The sequence below is a fragment of the Serratia sp. X3 genome, assembly GCF_014982455.1.
Classification (GTDB): Bacteria; Pseudomonadota; Gammaproteobacteria; order Enterobacterales; family Enterobacteriaceae; genus Serratia; species Serratia ureilytica.
This window is the reverse complement of the sequence record NZ_JADCNB010000008.1, coordinates 87,057-108,884: the sequence shown is the minus strand read 5'-3', so window position 1 is coordinate 108,884 and position 21,828 is coordinate 87,057. Positions and strand designations below refer to the sequence as shown.

Annotated in this window: 16 protein-coding genes; 7 read left to right on the top strand and 9 right to left on the bottom strand. The window is 60.5% G+C overall.

Annotated features, from left to right (window positions below):
- Positions 1-8: 8 nt before the first annotated feature.
- Complete coding sequence (gene ulaA / locus IMX17_RS22170; RefSeq protein ID WP_046898693.1) at positions 9-1,406, bottom strand: PTS ascorbate transporter subunit IIC; 1,398 nt, start codon at positions 1,404-1,406, stop codon at positions 9-11.
- 354 nt (positions 1,407-1,760) lie between these two features.
- On the opposite strand from ulaA, the gene ulaG reads away from it, so the two are divergent.
- The 6 genes from ulaG to glpD all read left to right on the top strand — a co-directional run bounded on the left by ulaG (position 1,761) and on the right by glpD (position 7,673).
- Positions 1,761-2,825 carry an L-ascorbate 6-phosphate lactonase gene (gene ulaG, locus IMX17_RS22165; RefSeq protein ID WP_046898692.1) on the top strand — a complete coding sequence of 355 codons (1,065 nt, stop codon included), beginning with the start codon at positions 1,761-1,763 and terminating at the stop codon, positions 2,823-2,825.
- Positions 2,826-2,936: 111 nt separating this feature from the next.
- Positions 2,937-3,692 carry an HTH-type transcriptional regulator UlaR gene (gene ulaR, locus IMX17_RS22160; protein ID WP_033651753.1) on the top strand — a complete coding sequence of 252 codons (756 nt, stop codon included), beginning with the start codon at positions 2,937-2,939 and terminating at the stop codon, positions 3,690-3,692.
- A gap of 84 nt (positions 3,693-3,776) precedes the next feature.
- Entirely contained in the window at positions 3,777-4,103 is a 327-nt protein-coding gene (gene glpE / locus IMX17_RS22155; RefSeq protein WP_004930790.1) for a thiosulfate sulfurtransferase GlpE, read from the top strand.
- 171 nt (positions 4,104-4,274) lie between these two features.
- Entirely contained in the window at positions 4,275-5,111 is an 837-nt protein-coding gene (glpG, locus tag IMX17_RS22150; protein ID WP_033645306.1) for a rhomboid family intramembrane serine protease GlpG, read from the top strand.
- A gap of 50 nt (positions 5,112-5,161) precedes the next feature.
- Complete coding sequence (locus IMX17_RS22145) at positions 5,162-5,920, top strand: DeoR/GlpR family transcriptional regulator (RefSeq protein ID WP_004930797.1); 759 nt, start codon at positions 5,162-5,164, stop codon at positions 5,918-5,920.
- 244 nt (positions 5,921-6,164) lie between these two features.
- Positions 6,165-7,673, top strand: coding sequence for a glycerol-3-phosphate dehydrogenase (glpD, locus tag IMX17_RS22140; RefSeq protein ID WP_004930801.1), 1,509 nt, complete (start codon positions 6,165-6,167; stop codon positions 7,671-7,673).
- Positions 7,674-7,732: 59 nt separating this feature from the next.
- Here the strand turns inward: glpD and glgP are convergent, their stop codons facing one another.
- The 6 genes from glgP to asd all read right to left on the bottom strand — a co-directional run bounded on the left by glgP (position 7,733) and on the right by asd (position 18,892).
- Positions 7,733-10,180: a glycogen phosphorylase gene (glgP, locus tag IMX17_RS22135; protein WP_015379322.1), complete on the bottom strand. Its 2,448-nt coding sequence runs from the start codon at positions 10,178-10,180 to the stop codon at positions 7,733-7,735.
- A gap of 141 nt (positions 10,181-10,321) precedes the next feature.
- On the bottom strand, positions 10,322-11,752 hold the full coding sequence (glgA, locus tag IMX17_RS22130) for a glycogen synthase GlgA (protein WP_033645308.1): 1,431 nt from the start codon (positions 11,750-11,752) through the stop codon (positions 10,322-10,324).
- A 134-nt stretch (positions 11,753-11,886) separates the two neighbouring features.
- A complete protein-coding gene (gene glgC / locus IMX17_RS22125) occupies positions 11,887-13,164 on the bottom strand; it encodes a glucose-1-phosphate adenylyltransferase (RefSeq protein ID WP_004930810.1) in 1,278 nt (425 codons plus the stop codon).
- A 15-nt stretch (positions 13,165-13,179) separates the two neighbouring features.
- Positions 13,180-15,162: a glycogen debranching protein GlgX gene (gene glgX / locus IMX17_RS22120; protein ID WP_193550241.1), complete on the bottom strand. Its 1,983-nt coding sequence runs from the start codon at positions 15,160-15,162 to the stop codon at positions 13,180-13,182.
- A complete protein-coding gene (gene glgB, locus IMX17_RS22115; protein ID WP_193550240.1) occupies positions 15,159-17,345 on the bottom strand; it encodes a 1,4-alpha-glucan branching enzyme in 2,187 nt (728 codons plus the stop codon). Before glgB ends, glgX begins: the two co-directional genes overlap by 4 nt.
- A 443-nt stretch (positions 17,346-17,788) precedes the next feature.
- Complete coding sequence (asd, locus tag IMX17_RS22110) at positions 17,789-18,892, bottom strand: aspartate-semialdehyde dehydrogenase (RefSeq protein ID WP_016930397.1); 1,104 nt, start codon at positions 18,890-18,892, stop codon at positions 17,789-17,791.
- A gap of 192 nt (positions 18,893-19,084) precedes the next feature.
- Between asd and IMX17_RS22105 the strand changes: the two genes are divergently transcribed.
- Complete coding sequence (locus IMX17_RS22105) at positions 19,085-19,678, top strand: YhgN family NAAT transporter (RefSeq protein WP_025159894.1); 594 nt, start codon at positions 19,085-19,087, stop codon at positions 19,676-19,678.
- Between the two features lie 30 nt (positions 19,679-19,708).
- Here the strand turns inward: IMX17_RS22105 and gntK are convergent, their stop codons facing one another.
- Both gntK and gntT read right to left on the bottom strand, forming a co-directional pair.
- Positions 19,709-20,236, bottom strand: coding sequence for a gluconokinase (gene gntK / locus IMX17_RS22100; protein WP_046687937.1), 528 nt, complete (start codon positions 20,234-20,236; stop codon positions 19,709-19,711).
- A 101-nt stretch (positions 20,237-20,337) separates the two neighbouring features.
- Complete coding sequence (gene gntT / locus IMX17_RS22095; RefSeq protein ID WP_004930830.1) at positions 20,338-21,654, bottom strand: gluconate transporter; 1,317 nt, start codon at positions 21,652-21,654, stop codon at positions 20,338-20,340.
- Positions 21,655-21,828: the final 174 nt, after the last annotated feature.

Sequence of the window (21,828 nt, the reverse complement as noted above, 5' to 3'; positions counted from 1 at the left end):
CACTCCTATTAACGTGACGCTGGTTCAACCGATTGTTTTTCAGCATCTTCCTCCGCGCGCAGGGTGCGCCCGGCGAAGAACATGTACAGCAGCGCGATGGCGATCACCACGCCCATAAACCACAGGCCGAGGCTCAGCCCTTGCATCAGCGGCGGCGCCAGAATCGACCAGTCCGCCATTCCCATCCAGGCGCTCAGCCCGGTCAGCTTGATGGCCCACACGCAGCCCAAGATCTCTATCATCCCCATCACCAGGCAGATCTTCATCGCCGCGCGCCAGCCGCCAAAGTGGTTAGCGAACACGCCGATGGTGGCGTTAGAGAAGAACATGGGAATGAAACCGGGAATGATCATGATGGAAGCGCCGCACGCCAGGAGGATGCCGACGGCGATCAGTTGGCCGATAGTGCCCCACATAAAGCCCCACACCACGGCGTTGGGCGCGAAGCTATAGATGGCGGCGCAGTCGATGGCCAGTACCGCACCGGGGATCAGGCGTTGGGAAATCCCGTTGAAGGCCTCGGTCAATTCGGCGACGAACATGCGCACGCCCTGCACGATGATGAAAATCGCCACCGCGAACATCAGCCCGGTTTGCAGGATATAGATGCTCCAGTGGGTTTTACCGGCCATCGCCTGCAGGGTATCCAGGCCGAACGAGCAAAGAATGATGCCGAAGAACAGCGTCATCACGATGGCGGTGGAAACGATGTTGTCATGGAAAATGTTCAGCCACCCGGGCAGCTTCAAATCTTCCACGCTGTCCTCTTTTTTACCGAGATACGGCGCTGCCTTATACGCCAGCCACGAAGCGAACTGCTGTTGGTGCCCAATGGAGAAACCGCTGTTTTCCGTCACCGCCTGCGTCGGTTTGAACATCATGTTGGACGTGATGCCCCAATACAGTGAAGCCAACAGCGCGCTGCACAATACCGTTGTCCACATGCCGTAGCCCAGAATGTAGAAAAATACCGCGATCAACCCCACCTGCTGAAACATGATATGGCCGGTAAGCATGATGGTGCGGATGCCGGTAATGCGCCTCAACAACACGTAGAGTATGTTCAGCGCCAGCGCCAGCAAGACCGCGTAGCCGACCCAGCTATAGGCCTCCCCCATCCGATCGATGGTGGCCATCATCGAGGCATAGGTATCTGAAATCGCCCCGTTGATGCCGTACACCTCGGACAGCTTCGCCACCACCGGTTTGAACGTGCCGGTCAGGATGCCGGAACCGGCTTGCAGCAACATGAAACCGATAATGGTTTTGATCGTGCCTTTGATAATGACCGCCGCGCTTTTGCGCAGCAACGTGTAACCCAGCAGCGTAACCAGCCCCAACAGCAGCGGCGCATTGGTCATCACCTGGTTAAAAAAGACGGTGAAGATGGTGTAAAGAGTTTCCATACGGCTCTCCCGAAAAGGTTGGCATGCAGGTAACGCCTTCACCATACCAATCACAAGAAATCACAAAAAGATCATAAATGATTATTTGTGAACAACCTCGCAAGTTAAAAATCAATTCCACTAACATTCAATGAATTAGACGGCTTACATTTTATTACTCATTGAATTTAATAGCAGTTAATCAAACAAAAAGGAGATAAAAGGACGGCACAGCACGTAAATCCGGCGGTGTTAACGTGTATTTCGATCGTTGTCAGTTGAAAAAAACGGTGCTAGATTCGATCAAAACAAATCACATAAAATCTTTAAATGATTATTCGTGATTGGATTATCACCGCTAACGAGGAACGACCCATGAGTAAAGTCAACGACATCACCCGCGAATCCTGGATATTGAACACCTTTCCCGAATGGGGCACCTGGCTGAACGAAGAGATAGAGCAGGAGAACGTTGCGCCCGGCACCTTCGCCATGTGGTGGCTGGGCTGTACCGGCATCTGGCTAAAATCCGAAGAAAGCGCCAATCTGTGCGTCGACTTTTGGTGCGGCACCGGCAAGCAGAGCCACGGCAACCCACTGATGAAAACCGGCCACCAAATGCAGCGGATGGCAGGGGTGCGCAAGCTGCAGCCTAACCTGCGCACAACCCCATTCGTACTGGATCCCTTCGCGATTACCCAGCTCGACGCCGTCTTGGCCACGCACGACCACAACGATCACATCGATGTGAACGTCGCCGCGGCGGTGTTGCAAAATTGCGCCGCCACCGTTCCGTTTATCGGGCCGCAAAGCTGCGTGGATATCTGGATTGGTTGGGGTGTGCCGCCTGAGCGCTGCATCACCGTCAAACCTGGCGACGTGATAAAAATCAAAGACATTGAAATTCATGCGCTGGACGCCTTCGATCGCACGGCGCTCATTACACTGCCGGTGGAACAAAAAGCGGCGGGCGTTCTGCCGGACGGCATGGACCTGCGGGCGGTCAACTACCTGTTCAAAACGCCGGGCGGCAACCTTTATCACAGCGGCGATTCCCACTACTCCAACTATTACGCCAAGCACGGCAACGATCATCAGATCGATGTCGCCCTCGGTTCCTACGGCGAGAACCCGCGCGGCATTACCGACAAGATGACCAGCGCCGACATCTTGCGCATGGCGGAATCGCTGAACGCCAAGGTCGTTATCCCCTTCCACCATGACATATGGTCGAATTTCCAGGCGGATCCGCAGGAAATTCGCGTGCTGTGGGAAATGAAGAAAGACCGGCTCAAATACGGTTTCAAACCGTTTATCTGGCAGGTTGGCGGCAAGTTCATCTGGCCGCAGGATAAAGACAATCTGGAGTACCACTACCCGCGCGGTTTCGATGATTGCTTCACCCTCGAACCCGACCTGCCCTTCAAGTCTTTCTTGTAATCAACCGGTGTTGCATACGGATGCGCGCTTTTGAACGGGAATGATTCAAATCGTCAAACGGCGCGCATATAATCATAGGCAACGACGTTTTCTCTCTCCGACGGAGCCCGCATGACAGAGTCCCAACGCCACAACGCCATTCTCGATCTCTTGCAGCGCAAGGGGCAAATCTCCGTGGCGGACGTCATCGCGGCGTTTGACATCTCTCCGGCCACCGCGCGCCGGGACATCAACAAACTGAATGAAATCGGCAAATTGCGCAAAGTGCGCAACGGCGCCGAAGCCACACAGACTCCGCGCCCGGCCTGGACGCCGCTCAATATCCACCAAACCCAGCACCTGGACGAAAAAATGCGTATTGCGGCGGCCGCGGCACAGCTCTGTCAGCCGGGTGAAAGCGTGGTGATCAATTGCGGCTCCACCGCATTTCTGTTGGGCCGTGAAATTTGCGGCAAGCCGGTTCAGGTGATCACCAATTATCTGCCGCTGGCCAATTACCTGATCGAGCAGGAACACGACAGCGTGGTGATCATGGGAGGCCAGTACAACAAAACCCAGTCGATTACGCTGGCGCCCCAGGACGGCGACGCCACCCTGTACGCCGGGCACTGGATGTTCACCAGCGGTATCGGCCTCACCGCTGACGGCCTGTATAAAACCGATATGCTGACCGCGATGGCGGAACAGAAGATGCTCAACTACGTCGGTAAACTGGTGGTGCTGGTCGACAGCAGCAAAGTCGGCCAACGCGCCGGCATGCTGTTCAGCCGCACCGAGCAAATCGCCATGGTGATCACCGGCCGCGCCGCCGATTCGGCGATCGTTGAGCAACTGCGTCAACAAGGGGTAGAAGTACTGCTGGTGTGAGAAAACCACAAGCTTGCTCTGGTCTTAAACGCCGCAGAGTTGGTTACAATAGCGGCGTCCCCCAATAATGAGGCAGTCAGCAGTATGGAACAGTTCGAAGCGATCAACGTTGAACAGGCTTACACCCGCTGGAAAGAGGGCAGCGCCGCCCTGGTCGACATCCGCGATCCGCAAAGTTTTGAAGCCGGGCATACGCCGGGCGCCTTTCACCTCACCAACGCCACCCTGTCGGCCTTTATGCAACAAAACGACTTCGAGCGGCCGGTGATGGTGATGTGCTACCACGGCAACAGCAGCCGCAGCGCGGCGCAGTACCTGCTGCACCAGGGGTTCGACGCGGTCTACAGCATCGACGGCGGCTTCGAGGCCTGGGCCCGTCAGTATCCGCAAGACGTGGAAACCTCTGCCTGATCCCCGCCGCCCGCCCTGCGTCGGCGGGCTTCCCCTTCGTTTTTATGCGCGTTTTCGCGGGTTTTTCGCAGATCCGTTTGCCAGCGCTCAGGATTTCGACGTTATAATCGGCCGTCAGGGTTGCCGGCGCGCAAGCGGCGGCCAAAATCATTCACTTACGACGGAAAAGCAATGGTTAGAGTAATCGCCGTATCCAACCCGCGCCTGGCGCTGGCCTTTGTCGACTATATGGCGACCCAGGGCATCCGGCTTGAGCTGCGCAACAGCGGCGAGGCGGCGGAAATCTGGCTGGCCGACGACGGTCACCTCGAGCAGGTGCAACACGAGCTGCAGCAGTTTCTGGTCGATCCGCTCAACCGCCGTTATCAGGCCGCCAGCTGGCAGACCGGCCATACCGACGCCGGCCTGCACTATCAGAGCGAATCCTACCTGCACACCCTGCGCAGCAAAGCCGGGCCGCTGACGCTCGGCGTGATGGTGCTGTGCATCGCGGTCTACATCCTGATGCAGGCGCTCGGCGACGATACCGTGATGTATTGGCTCTCCTGGCCGCAGGACAGCAGCCAATACACCCAACTGTGGCGCTGGATCAGCCATGCGTTCCTGCATTTCTCCCTGCTGCATATCCTGTTTAACCTGATGTGGTGGTGGTATCTCGGCGGCCAGATGGAAAAACGCCTCGGCGCCGGCAAGCTGTTCGTGCTGGCGGTGGTGTCGGCGTTCTTCAGCGGCTGGGCGCAATCGCTGTTCAGCGGCGCGCTGTTCGGCGGGCTGTCGGGCGTGGTCTATGCGCTGATGGGCTACGTCTGGCTGTCGGGCGAACGTGCGCCGGAGCGCGGCCTGATGCTGCCGCGCGGTCTGATGGTGTTCTCGGTGCTGTGGCTGGTGGCCGGATATTTCGATATTTTAGGAATGTCGATCGCCAACGCGGCACACGTAGCCGGTTTAGTGTTAGGGTTATTGATGGCATTTTGGGATACGCGTCATCGCGCACACAACGAACAATAACAGCCGGGAGCTATGCCCAGCGGGTATAGCGGGCGTTTTAGGGGATTATCGTGAAGCAAACACAGCGTCATGACGCAATTATCGAGCTGGTGCGCCTGCAGGGTTACGTCAGCACGGAAGAGCTGGTCGAACATTTTGACGTCAGCCCGCAAACGATTCGCCGCGATTTGAATGACCTGGCCGACCAGAACAAGATCCAGCGTCACCACGGCGGCGCGGCGCTGCCTTCCAGCTCGGTCAACGCTGCCTATAACGATCGCAAGGTGATGTGGTCGGAAGAGAAAGCCCGCATCGCGCAGCGCGTCGCCAGCCAGATCCCGGACGGCGCCACGCTGTTCATCGATATCGGCACCACGCCGGAGGCGGTAGCCCATGCGCTGATGAACCACAAGAACCTGCGCGTGGTCACCAACAACCTTAACGTCGCCACCCTGCTGACCGCCAAGGAAGACTTCCGCCTCATCCTGGCCGGCGGCGAAGTGCGCACCCGCGACGGCGGCATCATGGGCGAAGCCACCCTGGACTTCATCTCCCAATTCCGCCTCGATTACGGCATTCTCGGCATCAGCGGCATCGATATGGACGGCTCGCTGCTCGAATTCGACTATCACGAAGTACGCACCAAACGCGCGATTATCGAAAATTCCCGCTGCGTGATGCTGGTGACCGACCACTCCAAATTCGGCCGCAACGCCATGGTAAACCTGGGCAACATGAACCTGATCGACTACCTGTTTACCGACCAGCTGCCGCCGCCGAGCGTGATGAAAATCATCGAACAGTACGACGTGCAGCTGGAGCTGTGCTGATTCGGCCTTAACCGGCGGGGCGCGCCGCCGCCCCGTTTCATCCCTTCCCCCCCGCACCGACAGCCGTTTGCGCGCCCGCGCCATATCCATGCTTCTTGTGTGACTATCATCACCAAACTGTTACCTCTATCACGCCTAAATGTTTTTGTTTGGTTAAGTCTTGGCTTGCTTGTTGGTTTTTGATTACAATCATGAGCGAAAACGAACATGAAAGAGCTATTTCGAACATCTGGAGGAAGATGACGTGGAAACCAAAGACTTGATCGTTATCGGTGGCGGCATCAACGGTGCCGGCATCGCGGCGGATGCTGCCGGGCGCGGGCTGTCGGTACTGCTACTGGAAGCGCAAGACTTGGCCTGTGCTACGTCTTCCGCCAGTTCCAAACTGATCCACGGTGGCCTGCGCTACCTGGAACACTACGAATTCCGTCTGGTGAGCGAAGCGCTGGCCGAACGTGAAGTGCTGCTGAAACTGGCGCCGCACATCGCGTTCCCGATGCGTTTCCGCCTGCCGCACCAGCCGCATCTGCGTCCGGCCTGGATGATCCGTATCGGCCTGTTCCTGTACGATCACCTGGGCAAACGCACCAGCCTGCCGGGCAGCAAGGGATTGCGCTTTGGACCAGAATCGGTGCTGAAGCCTGAACTGAAGCGCGGTTTCGAATATTCCGACTGCTGGGTCGACGATGCTCGCCTGGTGGTGCTGAACGCGCAGGAAGTGGAAAAACGCGGCGGCGAAGTGCGCACCCGCACCAAAGTGACCCGCGCATGGCGCGAAAACGGCCTGTGGATGGTGGAAGCGGTCGATATCGACAGCGGCAAAACCTTCACCTGGCGCGCTAAAGGCCTGGTGAACGCCACCGGCCCGTGGGTGAAAAACTTCTTCGACGACGGCCTGAAGCTGAAATCGCCTTACGGCATCCGTCTGATCAAAGGCAGCCACATCGTGGTGCCGCGCGTGCACGATCAGCCGCAGTCTTACATTCTGCAGAACGAAGACCACCGCATCGTGTTCGTGATCCCGTGGAATGACGAGTTCTCCATCATCGGCACCACCGACGTGGAGTACAAAGGCGATCCGAAAGACGTGAAGATCGACGAGAACGAAATCGCTTATCTGCTGAAAGTGTACAACGATCACTTCAAGAAGCAGTTGGGCCGCGACGACATCGTCTGGACTTACTCCGGCGTGCGTCCGCTGTGCGACGACGAATCCGATTCACCGCAGGCGATCACCCGCGATTACACACTGGACGTGCACGACGAGCAAGGCAAGGCGCCGCTGCTGTCGGTCTTCGGCGGCAAGCTGACCACCTACCGCAAGCTGGCCGAACATGCGATGGAAAAACTGGCCCACTACTACCCAGGCTGCGGCCCGGCGTGGACCAAAAACGCCACGCTGCCGGGCGGTGACATCGACGGCGACCGCGACGGTTACGCGGCCAAACTGCGCCGTGCGCACGGCTGGCTGCCGGAAGCCCTGGCGCGCCGCTATGCCCGCACCTACGGCAGCCAGAGCGAGCTGATCCTGGCCGGCGCTAATGGCCTCGCCGATCTGGGCGAAGATTTCGGCCACGGTCTGTATGAAGCCGAGCTGCGTTACCTGACCGAGAAAGAGTGGGTCGTGGAGCTGGACGACGCTATCTGGCGCCGCACCAAGCTCGGCATGTGGCTGGACGAAGCGCAGCAGGCGCGCGTGAAAGCCTGGCTGGCGGAACACGCGAAAACGAAAGCGCTGTCGCTGGCTTCCTGAGCCGCAGCGTAACGAAAAAGGGCCGGTTATCCGGCCCTTTGCTTTTTTCCTGCCCCGCTTTACAGCTTCACCGGCTTAATGTGCCAAATTTCATCCGCATATTCCTGAATGGTGCGATCGGATGAGAAGTAACCCATATTGGCGATATTCAGCACCGCGCGCCGCGTCCACTCGTCCTGATTGAGATAGACCTCGTCCACCTTGTCCTGCGTGTCCACATAGCTGCGGTAATCCGCCAACAGCTGATAGTGATCGCCGAGGTTGACCAGCGAGTCGAACAAATTGCCATAGCGCTTCGGCTCTTCCGGGCTGAACACCCCGGTGGCGATCTGCGTCAGCGCCTGATGCAGCTCCGGGTCCTGCTCATAGTACTGGCGCGGGTTGTAACCGTTGCGGCGCAGTTCCTCAACCTGCTCGGCGGTATTGCCGAAGATAAAGATATTCTCCTCCCCCACGTGCTCGCGCATCTCGACGTTGGCGCCATCCAGCGTGCCGATGGTCAACGCGCCGTTCAGCGCGAACTTCATATTGCTGGTGCCCGAGGCTTCGGTGCCCGCCAGCGAGATCTGTTCCGACAGATCCGCCGCCGGGATGATGATCTGCGCCAGGCTGACGCCGTAGTTCGGAATGAACACCACCTTCAACTGGGTATGCACGCGCGGATCGTTGTTGATCACTTTGGCCACGTCGTTGATCAGGCGGATGATCTGCTTGGCGGCATAGTAGGCCGAGGCCGCCTTGCCGGCGAAGATCACCACCCGCGGCACGCGCTCGATATCAGGGTCAGCCAGCAAACGGTTATACAGCGTGATGACGTGCAACACGTTGAGCAACTGCCGTTTGTACTCGTGGATGCGTTTGATCTGCACGTCGAACAGCGCATCCGGGTTGACCACCACGTTGAGCGTTTTGGCGATGTACAGCGCCAGCCGCTCCTTGTTCTGCCGCTTGGCGCGCTGCACCGCCTGCAGGAAGCTCGGGTAATCGATGTTGGCCTTGATCTCGCTCAGCTGGCTGAGATCGGTGCGCCAGGTTTGGCCGATGCAGTCGTCCAGCACCGCCGCCAACGGCGGGTTGGCCAGCGCAAGCCAGCGACGCGGCGTCACCCCGTTGGTTTTGTTGCAGAAACGAGTCGGGAACAGCCGGGCGAAGTCGGCGAACAGCGACTGCACCATCAGTTCGGAATGCAGAGCGGAAACGCCGTTGACCTTGTGGCTGGCCACCACCGCCAGCCACGCCATGCGCACCCGACGGCCGTTGGTTTCGTCGATGATCGAGACCCGCGCCAGCAGATCGTTGTCGCCCGGCGCCACCTCCTGCACCATTTTGAGGAAGTGATCGTTGATCTCGAAAATCAGCTGCAGATGGCGCGGCAAGATGCGGCCGAGCATGTCCACCGGCCAGGTCTCCAGCGCCTCGCTCATCAGCGTGTGGTTAGTGTAGGAGAATACCTGCTCCACCACTTCCCAGGCGTCGAGCCACTTGAACTTGTGCTCGTCGATCAGCCGGTGCATCAGCTCCGGAATCGACAACACCGGGTGAGTGTCGTTGAGGTGAATGGCGATCTTGTCCGCCAGGTTGTCGAAGGTTTTGTGCATCAGCCAATGGCGATTGAGAATATCCTGCACCGTGGCCGACACCAGGAAATACTCTTGTCGCAAGCGCAATTCACGCCCGGAGGAGGTCGAATCGTCCGGATAGAGCACGCGCGACACGTTCTCCGAATGGTTTTTATCTTCCACCGCCGCGAAGTAATCGCCCTGATTGAACTTGCCGAGGTTGATCTCGTTACTGGCCTGCGCGCCCCACAACCGCAGCGTGTTGGTGGCGTCGGTGTCGAAACCGGGGATCACCTGATCGTAGGCGATGGCCACGATTTCTTCGGTCTCCAGCCAGCGGGCCTTGGCCCCCTCCTGCTGCACGCGGCCGCCGAAGCGCACCTTGTAGCGGGTGTTGTGGCGCGGAAACTCCCACGGATTGCCGTACTCCAGCCAGTAGTCCGGCGATTCCATCTGTTGGCCATTGACGATGTTCTGCTTGAACATGCCGTACTCATAGCGAATGCCGTAGCCGCGCCCTGGCAGCGCCAGCGTCGCCAGCGAGTCGAGGAAGCAGGCCGCCAGCCGGCCCAGACCGCCGTTGCCGAGCCCGGGGTCGTTCTCTTCCTCCAGCAGCTCCGCCAGGTTCAGCCCCATCTCGTTCAACGCGTTGTCGATGTCCTGATAAATGCCCATCGACAGCAGCGCGTTCGACAACGTGCGACCGATCAGAAACTCCATCGACAGGTAATACACCTGCCGCACGTCTTGAGACAGCTGGGCCCGGTTGGAGCGCAGCCAGCGCTCCACCATGCGATCGCGCACCGCGAACAGGACGGCGTTGAGCCAGTCGTGGCGGTTGGCGATCGCCGGATCCTTGCCGACGATAAACATCAGCTTATAGGCAATGGAATGTTTCAGCGCTTCCACACTGACCGTAGGTGAGGTGTAACTAAACGGTGAAGTCATGGCTTTTTAATCCCTTGTAGGGAGCCCAGCCATCCGCCGCGGAATAGCTGGCCCCGCTGAACATGGACGCGGCACGCCGCGCCCCGACAATCAACCCAAACGGCTGCCCGCCGCGCGTCAACCCGCGACGCGAAACGCGGGCTACAAGCGTTGATAAAGCGACAGATACTCTTTCGCCGCCACCGGCCAGCCGAAGTCCACGCTCATGGCGTGACGCTGAACGTGGCGCCAATGTTTCGGCCGGCTCCACAGCACCATGGCGCGGCGGATGGCGTTGCCCAGCGCGACGGCGTCGCAATCGTCGAACACGAATCCGCTGGCGGTGCCGTCGGCCAGGTTCTCCAGCGCGCAGTCCACCACCGTGTCCGCCAGTCCGCCGGTGCGGCGCACCAGCGGCAGCGTGCCGTATTTCAGGCCGTAGAGCTGCGTCAGGCCGCAGGGCTCGAAGCGGCTCGGCACCAGAATGACGTCGGCGCCGCCGATGATGCGGTGGGAGAAGGATTCGTGATAACCGATCTGCACGCCGACCTGCTCAGGGTAGTCGGCGGCGGCGGCCAGAAACGCCTGTTGCAGCACTGCGTCGCCGGCGCCCAGCAGCGCCAGCTGCCCGCCCTGCGCCAGCAGTTCAGGCAACGCCTGCAGCACCAGATCGAGGCCTTTCTGGCTGGTCAATCGGCTCACTACCGCGAACACCGGCAGCGATTCGTCCACCTTCAGCCCCATGGCCTTTTGCAGATGCAGCTTGTTTTTGACCTTGCTTTTCAGATCGTCGGCGTCATAGCGGGCGCTCAGCCGCGGGTCGTGGGCCGGATCCCAAATCTTGTCGTCCACGCCGTTGAGGATGCCGCTCAACCTGCCTTGCCGCTGCCGCTCCTGCAGCAGCCCCTCCATGCCGTAGCCGAACTCCGGCCGGGTGATCTCGCGCGCATACGTCGGGCTGACGGCGGTCACGTGGTCGGCATAAAACAGCCCGGCCTTGAGGAACGACATCTGGCCGTAGAATTCCAGGCCATAGACATCGTAAAACGACGCCGGCAGCCACAGCTCGGTCACGTGATGGGCGGAGAACAGCCCCTGATAGGCCAGGTTGTGCACGGTGAACACCGAGCGCGCCGGATGGCCGTTGGCGGCCAGATAGGCGCAGCTCAGGCCGGCATGCCAGTCGTGGGCGTGCACCAGCTGCGGACGCCAGTAGCGATCCAGCCCCTTGGCCAGCTCGCAGGCCATCCAGCCCAGCAGCGCAAAGCGCCGGTGGTTGTCGGGGTAGGCGTACATGGACTGATCGTGGTACGGGCTGCCCGGCCGGTCATACAGCCAGGGCGCGTCGATCAGGTAAATGCCCACGCCATGGTAGGTGCCGTAACGCAGGCCGACCCGGCCGGCGAACGAGTCTATCTCCGCCACCAGCACGGTGTCGGGTATGCCGTTGCGTACGTCAGGGAAAGCGGGCAATAGTACCCGAACATCGGCGCCTTCGGCGATTTGCGCCGCCGGCAGCGCGCCAACCACGTCTGCGAGTCCGCCCGTTTTCAGCAGGGGGAACATTTCAGAACATACGTGTAAGACCTGCATTATCACTCCTGAAAGTCGGCCGAAGGCCTCTGGATAAGAAATAAAGCAGGCTTGCCGCTGTTATGTGTGCCGCGTTGCGCAAGCCATCGAACCGTTCATCGGGCGGCAGGCTATCGTTCTGCCCCCACGTTAACTCACAATTTTGACAACATTTCGCGCGTCACCAGCACGATGCCGCCTTCCGAGCGATAGAAACGCTTGCTGTCCTCATCGGCGTTTTCCCCGATCACCATGCCCTCCGGAATATGGCACGCACGGTCGATGATGCAGCGCCGCAGGCGGCAGGAACGGCCGACGTTCACGTCCGGCAACAATACGGTAGAGTCGATGGTGCAAAACGAGTTCACTCGCACGCGCGGGAACAGCACCGAATGCACCACCACCGACCCGGACACGATGCAGCCGCCGGACACCAGCGAATTCATGGTCATGCCATGGCTGCCGGAACGATCCTGCACGAACTTGGCCGGCGGCAGCGGCTCCATGTGGGTGCGGATCGGCCAGGCGCGGTCGTACATGTCCAGCTCCGGCGTCACCGACGCCAGATCGAGATTGGCGCGCCAGTAAGCGTCCAGCGTGCCCACGTCGCGCCAGTAAGGCGGCAAGTCGGGATTGGACGTCACGCAGGACAAGGTAAACGGATGCGCCCACGCCGCCTGCTGCGCGGTAATTTTCGGGATCAGATCCTTGCCGAAATCGTGGCTGGAGCCGGGGGTCGACATATCCTCTTCCAGCAGTTGGAACAGGTAGGCGGCATTAAAAATATAGATGCCCATGCTGGCCAGCGACATATCCGGGTTGCCCGGCATCGCCGGCGGATCGGCGGGCTTTTCCAGAAACTCGATGATGCGGTCGCTTTCATCCACCTTCATCACGCCGAATTCGCCGGCTTCGCTGCGCGGCACCGGCAGGCAAGCCACGGTGCACTGAGCGCCCTTCTCGACGTGGTCGATCAGCATGCGCGAATAATCCATCTTGTAGATGTGATCGCCCGCCAGGATCACCACGTATTCGGCCTCGTAGCGGCGGATGATATCCAGGTTCTGGTACACCGCGTCGGCGGTGCCCTTGTACCAATGCTCGGTGCTGAGGCGCTGCTGGGCCGGCAGCAGATCGACGAACTCATTCATCTCCTCGTTGAGGAACGACCAGCCGCGCTGAATGTGCTGCACCAGCGTGTGCGACTGGTATTGGGTGATCACGCCGATGCGGCGGATGCCGGAGTTCAGGCAGTTCGACAAGGCGAAGTCGATGATGCGGAATTTGCCGCCAAAGTGGACGGCGGGCTTGGCGCGGGTGGAGGTCAAATCTTTCAGACGTGAGCCGCGGCCGCCGGCCAGGATCAGCGCTACAGATTTAATCGGCAGCTGGCGCGCCAACATCAGGGGGTCTTTATTTTCAAACCTAACCATAGCGGACTCCTTTTATTATTTCTGTACCAGTACGCAAACCGAGCGCGCGGCCTGGTGCCAGGCGGGCAATACCGCCCGTGAGTCTTCCTGAATGAACGGGGCGACAACCTGCCAATCGCCTTCCGGCAGCCTCATCTCCATCGTTTGCGGCGTGGCGTTGACCAGCACCAACCAGCGCTGCGACAGCAGGATCTGCATGAGCGGCTCGCCCTGCTCCCACTGCTGCGCGTCGAGCGGCTGGCCTTGCGCGTTCAGCCACTGCACGCTGCCGTCGTCCTGCTGCCACCAGCGGTCCTGCTGCAGCGCGGGGATCTGGCGGCGCAGCGCGATCAGCGCCGCGACGTAATCAGTCAGCGCGTCGTCCGCCGTGGCCCAATCGAGCCAGGTGGTGGCGTTGTCCTGACAATAGGCATTGTTGTTCCCCTGCTGGCTGTGTCCCTGTTCATCGCCGGCCAGCAGCATCGGCGTTCCCTGGGACAGCAACAGCGTGGCGAGCATCGCCCGCTGGCTGGCCCTGCGGCGTTGCACAATGGCGTCGTCGGCGACCAGGCCTTCCACGCCGTGGTTGTTGCTGAAATTGCGATCGCTGCCGTCGCGGTTGCCCTCGCCGTTGGGCTGATTGTGTTTCTCGTTGAAGCTGACCACGTCCTGCAGGGTAAAACCGTCATGGGCGGTCAGCATGTTGACGGTGGCGTAAGGCGCTCGCCCGCGCTGATCGTACAGATCGCTGGAAGCGGCAAAACGCCGGGCGAACTGGCCGAGCGACACGCCGCTCTGCAGCCAGAAACGGCGAATGTCATCGCGGTAATGATCGTTCCATTCGGCGAAGCGGCCGGGAAACGCCCCCACCTGATAGCCGCCGGGGCCAACGTCCCAGGGCTCGGCGATCAGCTTGCAGCGCGACAGCACATCGTCCGCCAACATCGCCTGGAACAGCGGCGCATCGCGATCGAACCCCGGCGTGCGGCCGAGCACGCTGCCCAGATCGAAACGGAAGCCGTCGACGTGGCACTCCCGCACCCAAAAACGCAGGCAATCCATCACCCAGGCCACGCCCTGCGGCTGATCGAGCCGCAGCGTGTTGCCGCAGCCGGTGTCGTTGACATAGTCCCCTTCGGGCGTCAGCCAGTAGTAGCTCAGGTTATCGATGCCGCTCAGCGACAGCATCGGTCCGTCCATATCCAGCTCGGCGCTGTGGTTAAACACCACGTCGAGGATCACCTCGATGCCGGCTTTGTGCAGCGCCTTGACCGCATCGCGGAATTCGTTCAGCGGCGTGGCATCGGTGCTCAGGCTGGCGTAGCGGTTGTCCGGCGCATAGGGCGCCAGCACGTTATAGCCCCAATAGTTGATCAGCCCCAGCCGCTGCAGGCGCGGTTCGGAGGTATGTTGCTGCACCGGCAGCAGTTCCAGCGCGGTGATGCCGAGGCGTTTGAAGTGGGCGATCATCGCCGGGTGCCCCAATGCGGCAAAGCTGCCGCGCAGCGCCGGCGGGATCTGCGGGTGCAGCAGCGTCAGGCCGCGCACGTGCGCTTCGTAAATCACCGTCTGTCCCCAGGGCGTGGCAGGCGGGCGATCGTCCTGCCAGTCATACTGTTCGTCCACCACCACGCACTTCGGCATCAGCTCCGCGCTGTCGTACGGGTCCGGCTGCTCGTAACCGCCGTGCAGGTGCGGGTGATCCGCCACCGGCCCTTCCACCGCGCGCGCGGCCGGATCGAGCGCCAGTTTGTTGGGGTTAAAACGCTGTCCGTTCGCCGGGTCAAACGGGCCGTAGACCCGGTAACCGTAACGTTGCCCCGGCCTGCCGCCCGGCAAGTAGCCATGCCAGATATCGCCGCTGCGCGCCGGCAGCGGCAGGCGCACTTCGCGCTGCTGGCCGTCGAACAGGCACAGCTCCACCCGCTCCGCGTGCGCCGAGTACAGGGTAAAGTTGATGCCTTCGCCGTCGTAATGCGCGCCCAGCGGCGCGGCGAGGCCGGCCGTCAGCTCCGTCATGGCGCCTCCCGCAGCAGATAAATGGTCGCCAGCGGCGGCAGCGTTACGCAGATGGAGAAGTCGCGGCCATGGCTGCCGACCGCTTCGGAAGAGACCCGCCCCTGATTGCCGGCGTTGCTGCCATGATAGTGGTGCGAATCGGTATTGAGGATCTCGCGATAGTTACCGGCGCGGGAAATGCCGATGCGGTAGCGATAGCGCGGCACCGGGGTAAAGTTGCTGATGGCGATCAGCTCATTGCCCTGCGAATCGTAGCGTGCGAAGGCAAACACCGAGTTGTCGTGATCGTCGACCACCAGCCACTCAAAGCCATCCGGGAAGTAGTCGCGCTCGTACAGCGGCGCCTGCTGCCGGTAGCAGTGGTTCAGATCGCGCACCAGCCGCTGCACGCCGTTATGCCAGTTATCCAACCCTTCCAATAAATGCCAGTCGAGGCTAGTATCGAAATTCCACTCGCGCCCCTGTGCGAATTCGCAGCCCATAAACAGCAGCTTTTTACCCGGATGCGCCCACATAAAGCCGTAATAGGCGCGCAGGTTGGCGAACTTCTGCCAGGCGTCGCCCGGCATACGGTCGAGGACCGATTTTTTGCCGTGCACCACTTCATCGTGCGATATCGGCAACACGAAGTTCTCGGTATAGGCGTACAGCATGCCGAAGGTCATCTGGTTGTGGTGATACTTGCGGTGCACCGGATCGCACTTCATGTAATTGAGCGTGTCGTGCATCCAGCCGAGGTTCCATTTGTAGTGGAATCCCAGGCCGTTGGCGTCCGGCGGCAGGGTGACGCCGGGATAGTCGGTGGACTCCTCCGCCAGCGTCACCGCCCCCGGCTGCACCTGGCCGATAGTCTGGTTGGTATAACGCAGGAAGGCGATGGCCTCCAGATTCTCGTTGCCGCCGTAGTAATTCGGCACCCACTCGCCGTCGGCGCGGCTGTAGTCGCGATAGATCATCGACGCCACCGCATCCACCCGCAGCGCGTCAATGCCGAAGCGCTCCAGCCAATACAGCGCGTTGCCCGCCAGGTAGTTGCGCACCTCGTGGCGGCCGTAGTTGTAAATCAGCGTATTCCAGTCCTGATGGTAGCCCTCGCGCGGATCGGCGTATTCGTAAAGTGCAGTGCCATCGAAATTCGCCAGGCCGTAGGCGTCGCTGGGGAAATGCCCCGGCACCCAGTCGAGGATCACGTTGATGCCCGCCTCATGCGCCGCCGCCACAAACGCCCTGAAGTCGGCCGGCGTGCCGAAGCGCCGGGTCGGCGCATACAGCCCCAGCGGCTGGTAGCCCCAGCTGCCGTCGAACGGGTGCTCGTTGACCGGCAGCAGCTCGATATGGGTGAACCCCATGTCCTTCACATAGTCGATCAGCTGCACCGCCAACTCGCCGTAGCTGAGCCAAAAGTGGTTATCGGTGTGGCGACGCCATGAGCCGAGATGCACCTCGTAGATGGCGATCGGCTGGTCAAAATCGTTGGCGCGGCGGCGCGCCGGCGTCGACGGCACCACCTCCGGCAGCGGCGCCACCAGCGAGGCGGTATCCGGGCGCATCTGCGCCTCGAAGGCGTAAGGATCGGCTTTCAGCTGGGTATTGCCATAGCAATCGACAATTTCATACTTGTACAGCTGCCCGGCCCGTACGCCGGGCAAGAACAGCTCCCAGATGCCGTTCTCACGCCGCAGACGCATCGGATGGCGGCGGCCGTCCCAGAAGTTGAATTCCCCCACCACCGAGACGCGCTGCGCGTTGGGCGCCCAGACCGCAAAGCTGACGCCGTCGACGCCATCCAGCGTGACGAGGTGAGAGCCCAGCCGTTCATAGGGGCGCAGGTGCGTGCCTTCGGCCAATAACCAGCTGTCGATATCCTGCAGCAGCGGGCCAAACCGGTAGGGATCGTCGACGATCTGTTGATGATCGCGCCAGCTGACCTGCAGCTGATAGCGGAAAGGATTTTTTCGCCGCGGCACCACGGCGCTGAAGAAACCGCGCGGATCGTCGCAGTTCAGCTGCACCAGCCGCCGGCCGGTTTGCTGTTCCACCAGCCAGACTGCGCCGGCGTCCGGCAGCAGCGCGCGCACTTGCAGACCGTTATCGGTCGCATGCATGCCAAGCAGAGCAAAGGGATCGGCGTAATGGCCGGAGATGATCTGATCAATCACGTCACGATCGGGAAGTACAGGCATAGTCTTCTTCCTTAGATTAACAGCATGATCTAAGCACGGCTTGTTGGTTATTCCTTGGCCGTTTTGGTCATCATGCAATGCATTCGGACTCTAAAGCGTGATTGCGGTCGGTTATTGACCAATCTTTACTCTGCCGACCTGAATTTCGCTCTTTATGCTTATTTTTTGAAATATTTCAGTCATGGTGAAAAAGCGTTCACCCCTGCGTTAAGCATAGCCAATGTCTGTTAAAAACTGCTCGGCATTGGTGAGGAAAATTCTTCATTAAGAAAACTGCCAGCCTGACGGCATCTGCATGCGGCGGCCGACGAGAAGAGATGCGGGATACAGCCCAATGAAACAAGGCTTGCGATAACGCTGCCCGACGCGGCGCGCAGCGAACAAAAAAGCGGAAAATAAAGCGTTAGGGGGCTGAAAGCGCTCAGCCCCCAGGAAGTATGGGTTTACAGCAGGATACGCAGCATGCGGCGCAGCGGCTCGGCCGCGCCCCACAGCAGTTGGTCGCCCACGGTGAACGCCGACAGGTACTCCGGCCCCATATTCAGCTTGCGCAGACGGCCGACCGGCGTATTCAGCGTGCCGGTCACCGCCGCAGGCGTCAGTTCGCGCATGGTCAACTCGCGGTCGTTCGGGATCACGCGCACCCAGTCGTTGTGCGTCGCCAGCATCTGCTCGATTTCCGGCAGCGACACGTCTTTTTTCAGCTTCAGGGTGAACGCCTGGCTGTGGCAGCGCAGCGCGCCGACGCGCACGCACAGACCGTCGACCGGGATCACGCTGCCGGTATTGAGGATCTTGTTGGTCTCCGCCTGGCCTTTCCACTCTTCGCGGCTCTGGCCGTTGTCGAGCTGCTTGTCGATCCACGGGATCAGGCTGCCGGCCAGCGGCACGCCGAAGTTGTCGGTCGGCAGTTTGCCGCTGCGGGTCGCCTCGGTCACCTTGCGCTCGATATCCAAAATGGCGGAGGCCGGATCCTGCAGCTCTTTCGCCACGTCGGCGTGCAGCATGCCCATTTGGGTCAGCAATTCGCGCATATGGCGCGCGCCGCCGCCGGAGGCCGCCTGGTAGGTGGCGACCGACGCCCACTCCACCAGATCGTTGGCGAACAGGCCGCCGAGGGACATCAGCATCAGGCTGACGGTGCAGTTGCCGCCGACGAAGGTTTTGATGCCTTTGTCCAGGCCCTGCTGAATCACCGCGTGGTTGACCGGATCCAGGATGATGATGGCGTCATCCTGCATGCGCAGCGACGAGGCCGCGTCGATCCAGTAACCCTGCCAACCGCTGGCGCGCAGCTTAGGATAAACTTCGTTGGTATAATCGCCGCCCTGACAGGTAATAATGATATCGAGCGCGCTCAGGGCGTCGATGTCATAGGCATCCTGCAGCGTGCCCTGCTGGCCGCCGAAGGCCGGCGCGGCAGAACCGTGCTGCGAGGTGGAGAAAAAGACCGGGCGAATGGCGTCGAAATCGCGCTCTTCCGTCATGCGTTGCATGAGAACCGAGCCGACCATTCCGCGCCAACCGATGAAACCAACGTTTTTCATAATATCTGTGTCCCGCCCGGATAAGGGCTTATTAGGTGATAACGAGTTGTGTGCAATATCTCCTCACCTTACAAAATGTCGGCGCGGGCGCAAAGTGAATTTATTCGATGGCTGGGGATTTCTCAGCAATCCTTCTTATAGGCAAGGACGCGGCCGAAAAGGCCGAGGCGTTTTCCCGATCACGAGGTCAGCATGACAGAGATGATTTCCGCTACGGTATTGCTGTTTTTAATTATGGATCCGCTGGGCAACCTGCCGATTTTCATGTCGGTGCTCAAACACTTGGAACCGCGCCGCCGCCGCGTGGTGTTGATCCGCGAGCTGCTGATCGCCCTGCTGCTGATGCTGATCTTCCTGTTCGCCGGCGAGAAAATTCTGGCGTTCCTCAACCTGCGCACCGAAACCGTCTCCATTTCCGGCGGCATCATCCTGTTTCTGATCGCCATCAAGATGATTTTCCCCTCTCAGGAAGGAAACAGCTCCGGGCTGTCCGCCGGCGAGGAGCCGTTCCTGGTGCCGCTGGCGATCCCGCTGGTGGCCGGGCCGTCGATTCTGGCTGCATTGATGCTGCTGTCGCACCAGTATCCGCATCAGCTGCCCCATCTGGTGGCGGCGCTGTTGATCGCCTGGGGCCTCTCTGCGGCCATTTTGCTGATGTCGAACCTGTTCCTGCGCCTGCTGGGCAGCAAAGGCGTCAGCGCGCTGGAGCGGTTGATGGGGCTGATTCTGGTGATGCTGTCGACGCAGATGTTCCTGGACGGCGTGCGGGCTTACATGAAGCTGTAGGCGCCTGGCGGCGCCGACAACGGCCCGCGCTCAGCGGGCGGTAACGCGGCGAATATAGGCGAGCGTATCGGCGACCACGCCGTCCAGCGGCTGGTTGATGTCGATCGCTTGCACATCCGGCTCCTGCTCGCCCGGCTCTTCCAACGTGGCGAACTGCGAAACCAGCATCTGCGGTTTGAAGAAGTGACCTTTGCGCTGCTTCAGACGCTCCTCGATCACCGCCTTGTCGCCTTTCAGGTAGAGGAAATGCAGGTTGCTATTCCCTTCGCGCAGGCGGTCGCGATAGCTTTTCTTCAGCGCCGAGCAGACCAGCAGCGACACGGGATTGGTGCGTTGCATGGCGAAGATGGCGTCGTTCAAGGCCGCCAGCCACGGCGCGCGATCGTTGTCGTCCAGCGCATGCCCGGCAGCCATCTTGTTGATGTTGGCGCGCGGATGCAGATAATCGCCGTCCAGCATGGCGGCATCGGCCTCGCGGGCGACGGCGCTGGCGACGGCGGATTTGCCGCTGCCGGACACGCCCATCAGGATAAATACGTGATTCTGCGGATTGCTCATTGTGTCATGCCCTTATGGGAACTGGCGCAAACGCGCCAAATGCGTCCCGACTGATAAAGATACTTTGGAACGCCGACGCCCCGCAGGGCGCCGGATAAAGATTATACGACCGTCGCCAGCAGCAGGCAGCCCACCAGGCCGCACACCGAGATGATGGTTTCCAGCACCGACCAGGATTTGATGGTTTCCATGATGCTCAGGTTGAAGTACTCCTTGAACAGCCAGAAACCCGGATCGTTGACGTGCGAGAAGATGACGCTGCCGGAACCGACCGCAATCACCATCAGCTCAGGGCTGACGCCGGTAGTGGCGATCAGCGGCGCCACGATGCCGCCGGCGGTGATTGCCGCCACGGTGGCGGAACCCAGCGCCAGACGCAGTGCGGCGGCGATCGACCAGGCCATCAGGATCGGCGAAACGTTGCTGCCTTCCATCAGACCGGCGATGTACTTCTCGACGCCGCTGTCCACCAGCACCTGCTTGAAGGCGCCGCCGCCGCCGATGATCAACAGCATCATGGCGATGATTTTAATCGAATCGGTGATGGTGCCCATCACTTCATCCATGGTGCGGCCGCGGTTCAGGCCGAAGGTGAAGATAGCGATCAGCACGGCGATCAGGGTCGCCATCACCGGGTCACCGAAGAACTCGGCGAAGCGCAGCAGGCTGTGGCCCTTCGGCAGCACCATTTCAGCGACCGCGCGCAGCGCCATCAGGATCACCGGCACCAGCGACGTGGCGACGCTGACGCCAAAGCTCGGCATCTCCGCATCGGTAAAGGTTTTCGGGTTGTACAGGCCTTCCGGCACCGGCTTGTCGATGCCTTTGAGGAAGCGGGCATAGACCGGGCCGGCCAGGATCACCGTCGGGATCGCCAGCAGCGTGCCGTACAACAGGGTTTTACCCATGTCGGCATGGAAGATGGTGGCGATGGCGGTCGGGCCCGGGTGCGGCGGCAGGAAGCCGTGAGTTACCGACAGCGCGGCGGCCATCGGCACGCCGACGTACAGCAGCGGAATGCGCGCGGAGGCGGCGATGGTGAACACCAGCGGCAGCAACAGCACGAAGCCCACTTCGTAGAACAGCGCGAAGCCGACGGTGAAACCGGTCAGCACCACCGCCCATTGAATGTGTTTTCTGCCGAACTTGTCGATCAGCGTGGTGGCGATGCGCTGTGCGCCGCCGCAGTCCGCCAGCAGCTTGCCGAGCATGGCGCCGAAGCCCATGATCAGCGCCAGGCTGCCCAGCGTGCCGCCCACGCCTGCCTTGATGGAGCCGATGACCTTATCGACCGGCATCCCCTGTGCAATCCCGACCGCCAGAGCAACCAGAACCAGAGAGATAAAGCCGTTCAGCTTGAAGCGGATCATCAGCAGCAGCAGCAGCGCTACGCCGCCTGCAACAATCACTAATGGCATAGTTTTTCTCCAACCTTTTATCGCGACTCTCTTTACGATAGGCGTAAAGCGTGCGGTTGTTTTATTTTTAGGCTCTTTCCCGGTGTTTAAGAAGAGCTGTAGGTGTTGTTGATTCAGAGGTTCAGTCTTGCAGCAAGATGACCGCCCACTCGTTGTTACCGGTATCATGATACC

What these genes read in the sequence shown, in the direction of transcription:
- ulaA (WP_046898693.1), bottom strand. Translation starts at nt 1,406, where the DNA reads ATGGAAACTCTTTACACCATCTTCACCGTCTTTTTTAACCAGGTGATG.
- ulaG (WP_046898692.1), top strand. Translation starts at nt 1,761, where the DNA reads ATGAGTAAAGTCAACGACATCACCCGCGAATCCTGGATATTGAACACC.
- ulaR (WP_033651753.1), top strand. Translation starts at nt 2,937, where the DNA reads ATGACAGAGTCCCAACGCCACAACGCCATTCTCGATCTCTTGCAGCGC.
- glpE (WP_004930790.1), top strand. Translation starts at nt 3,777, where the DNA reads ATGGAACAGTTCGAAGCGATCAACGTTGAACAGGCTTACACCCGCTGG.
- glpG (WP_033645306.1), top strand. Translation starts at nt 4,275, where the DNA reads ATGGTTAGAGTAATCGCCGTATCCAACCCGCGCCTGGCGCTGGCCTTT.
- glgP (WP_015379322.1), bottom strand. Translation starts at nt 10,180, where the DNA reads ATGACTTCACCGTTTAGTTACACCTCACCTACGGTCAGTGTGGAAGCG.
- glgA (WP_033645308.1), bottom strand. Translation starts at nt 11,752, where the DNA reads ATGCAGGTCTTACACGTATGTTCTGAAATGTTCCCCCTGCTGAAAACG.
- glgC (WP_004930810.1), bottom strand. Translation starts at nt 13,164, where the DNA reads ATGGTTAGGTTTGAAAATAAAGACCCCCTGATGTTGGCGCGCCAGCTG.
- glgX (WP_193550241.1), bottom strand. Translation starts at nt 15,162, where the DNA reads ATGACGGAGCTGACGGCCGGCCTCGCCGCGCCGCTGGGCGCGCATTAC.
- glgB (WP_193550240.1), bottom strand. Translation starts at nt 17,345, where the DNA reads ATGCCTGTACTTCCCGATCGTGACGTGATTGATCAGATCATCTCCGGC.
- asd (WP_016930397.1), bottom strand. Translation starts at nt 18,892, where the DNA reads ATGAAAAACGTTGGTTTCATCGGTTGGCGCGGAATGGTCGGCTCGGTT.
- IMX17_RS22105 (WP_025159894.1), top strand. Translation starts at nt 19,085, where the DNA reads ATGACAGAGATGATTTCCGCTACGGTATTGCTGTTTTTAATTATGGAT.
- gntK (WP_046687937.1), bottom strand. Translation starts at nt 20,236, where the DNA reads ATGAGCAATCCGCAGAATCACGTATTTATCCTGATGGGCGTGTCCGGC.
- gntT (WP_004930830.1), bottom strand. Translation starts at nt 21,654, where the DNA reads ATGCCATTAGTGATTGTTGCAGGCGGCGTAGCGCTGCTGCTGCTGCTG.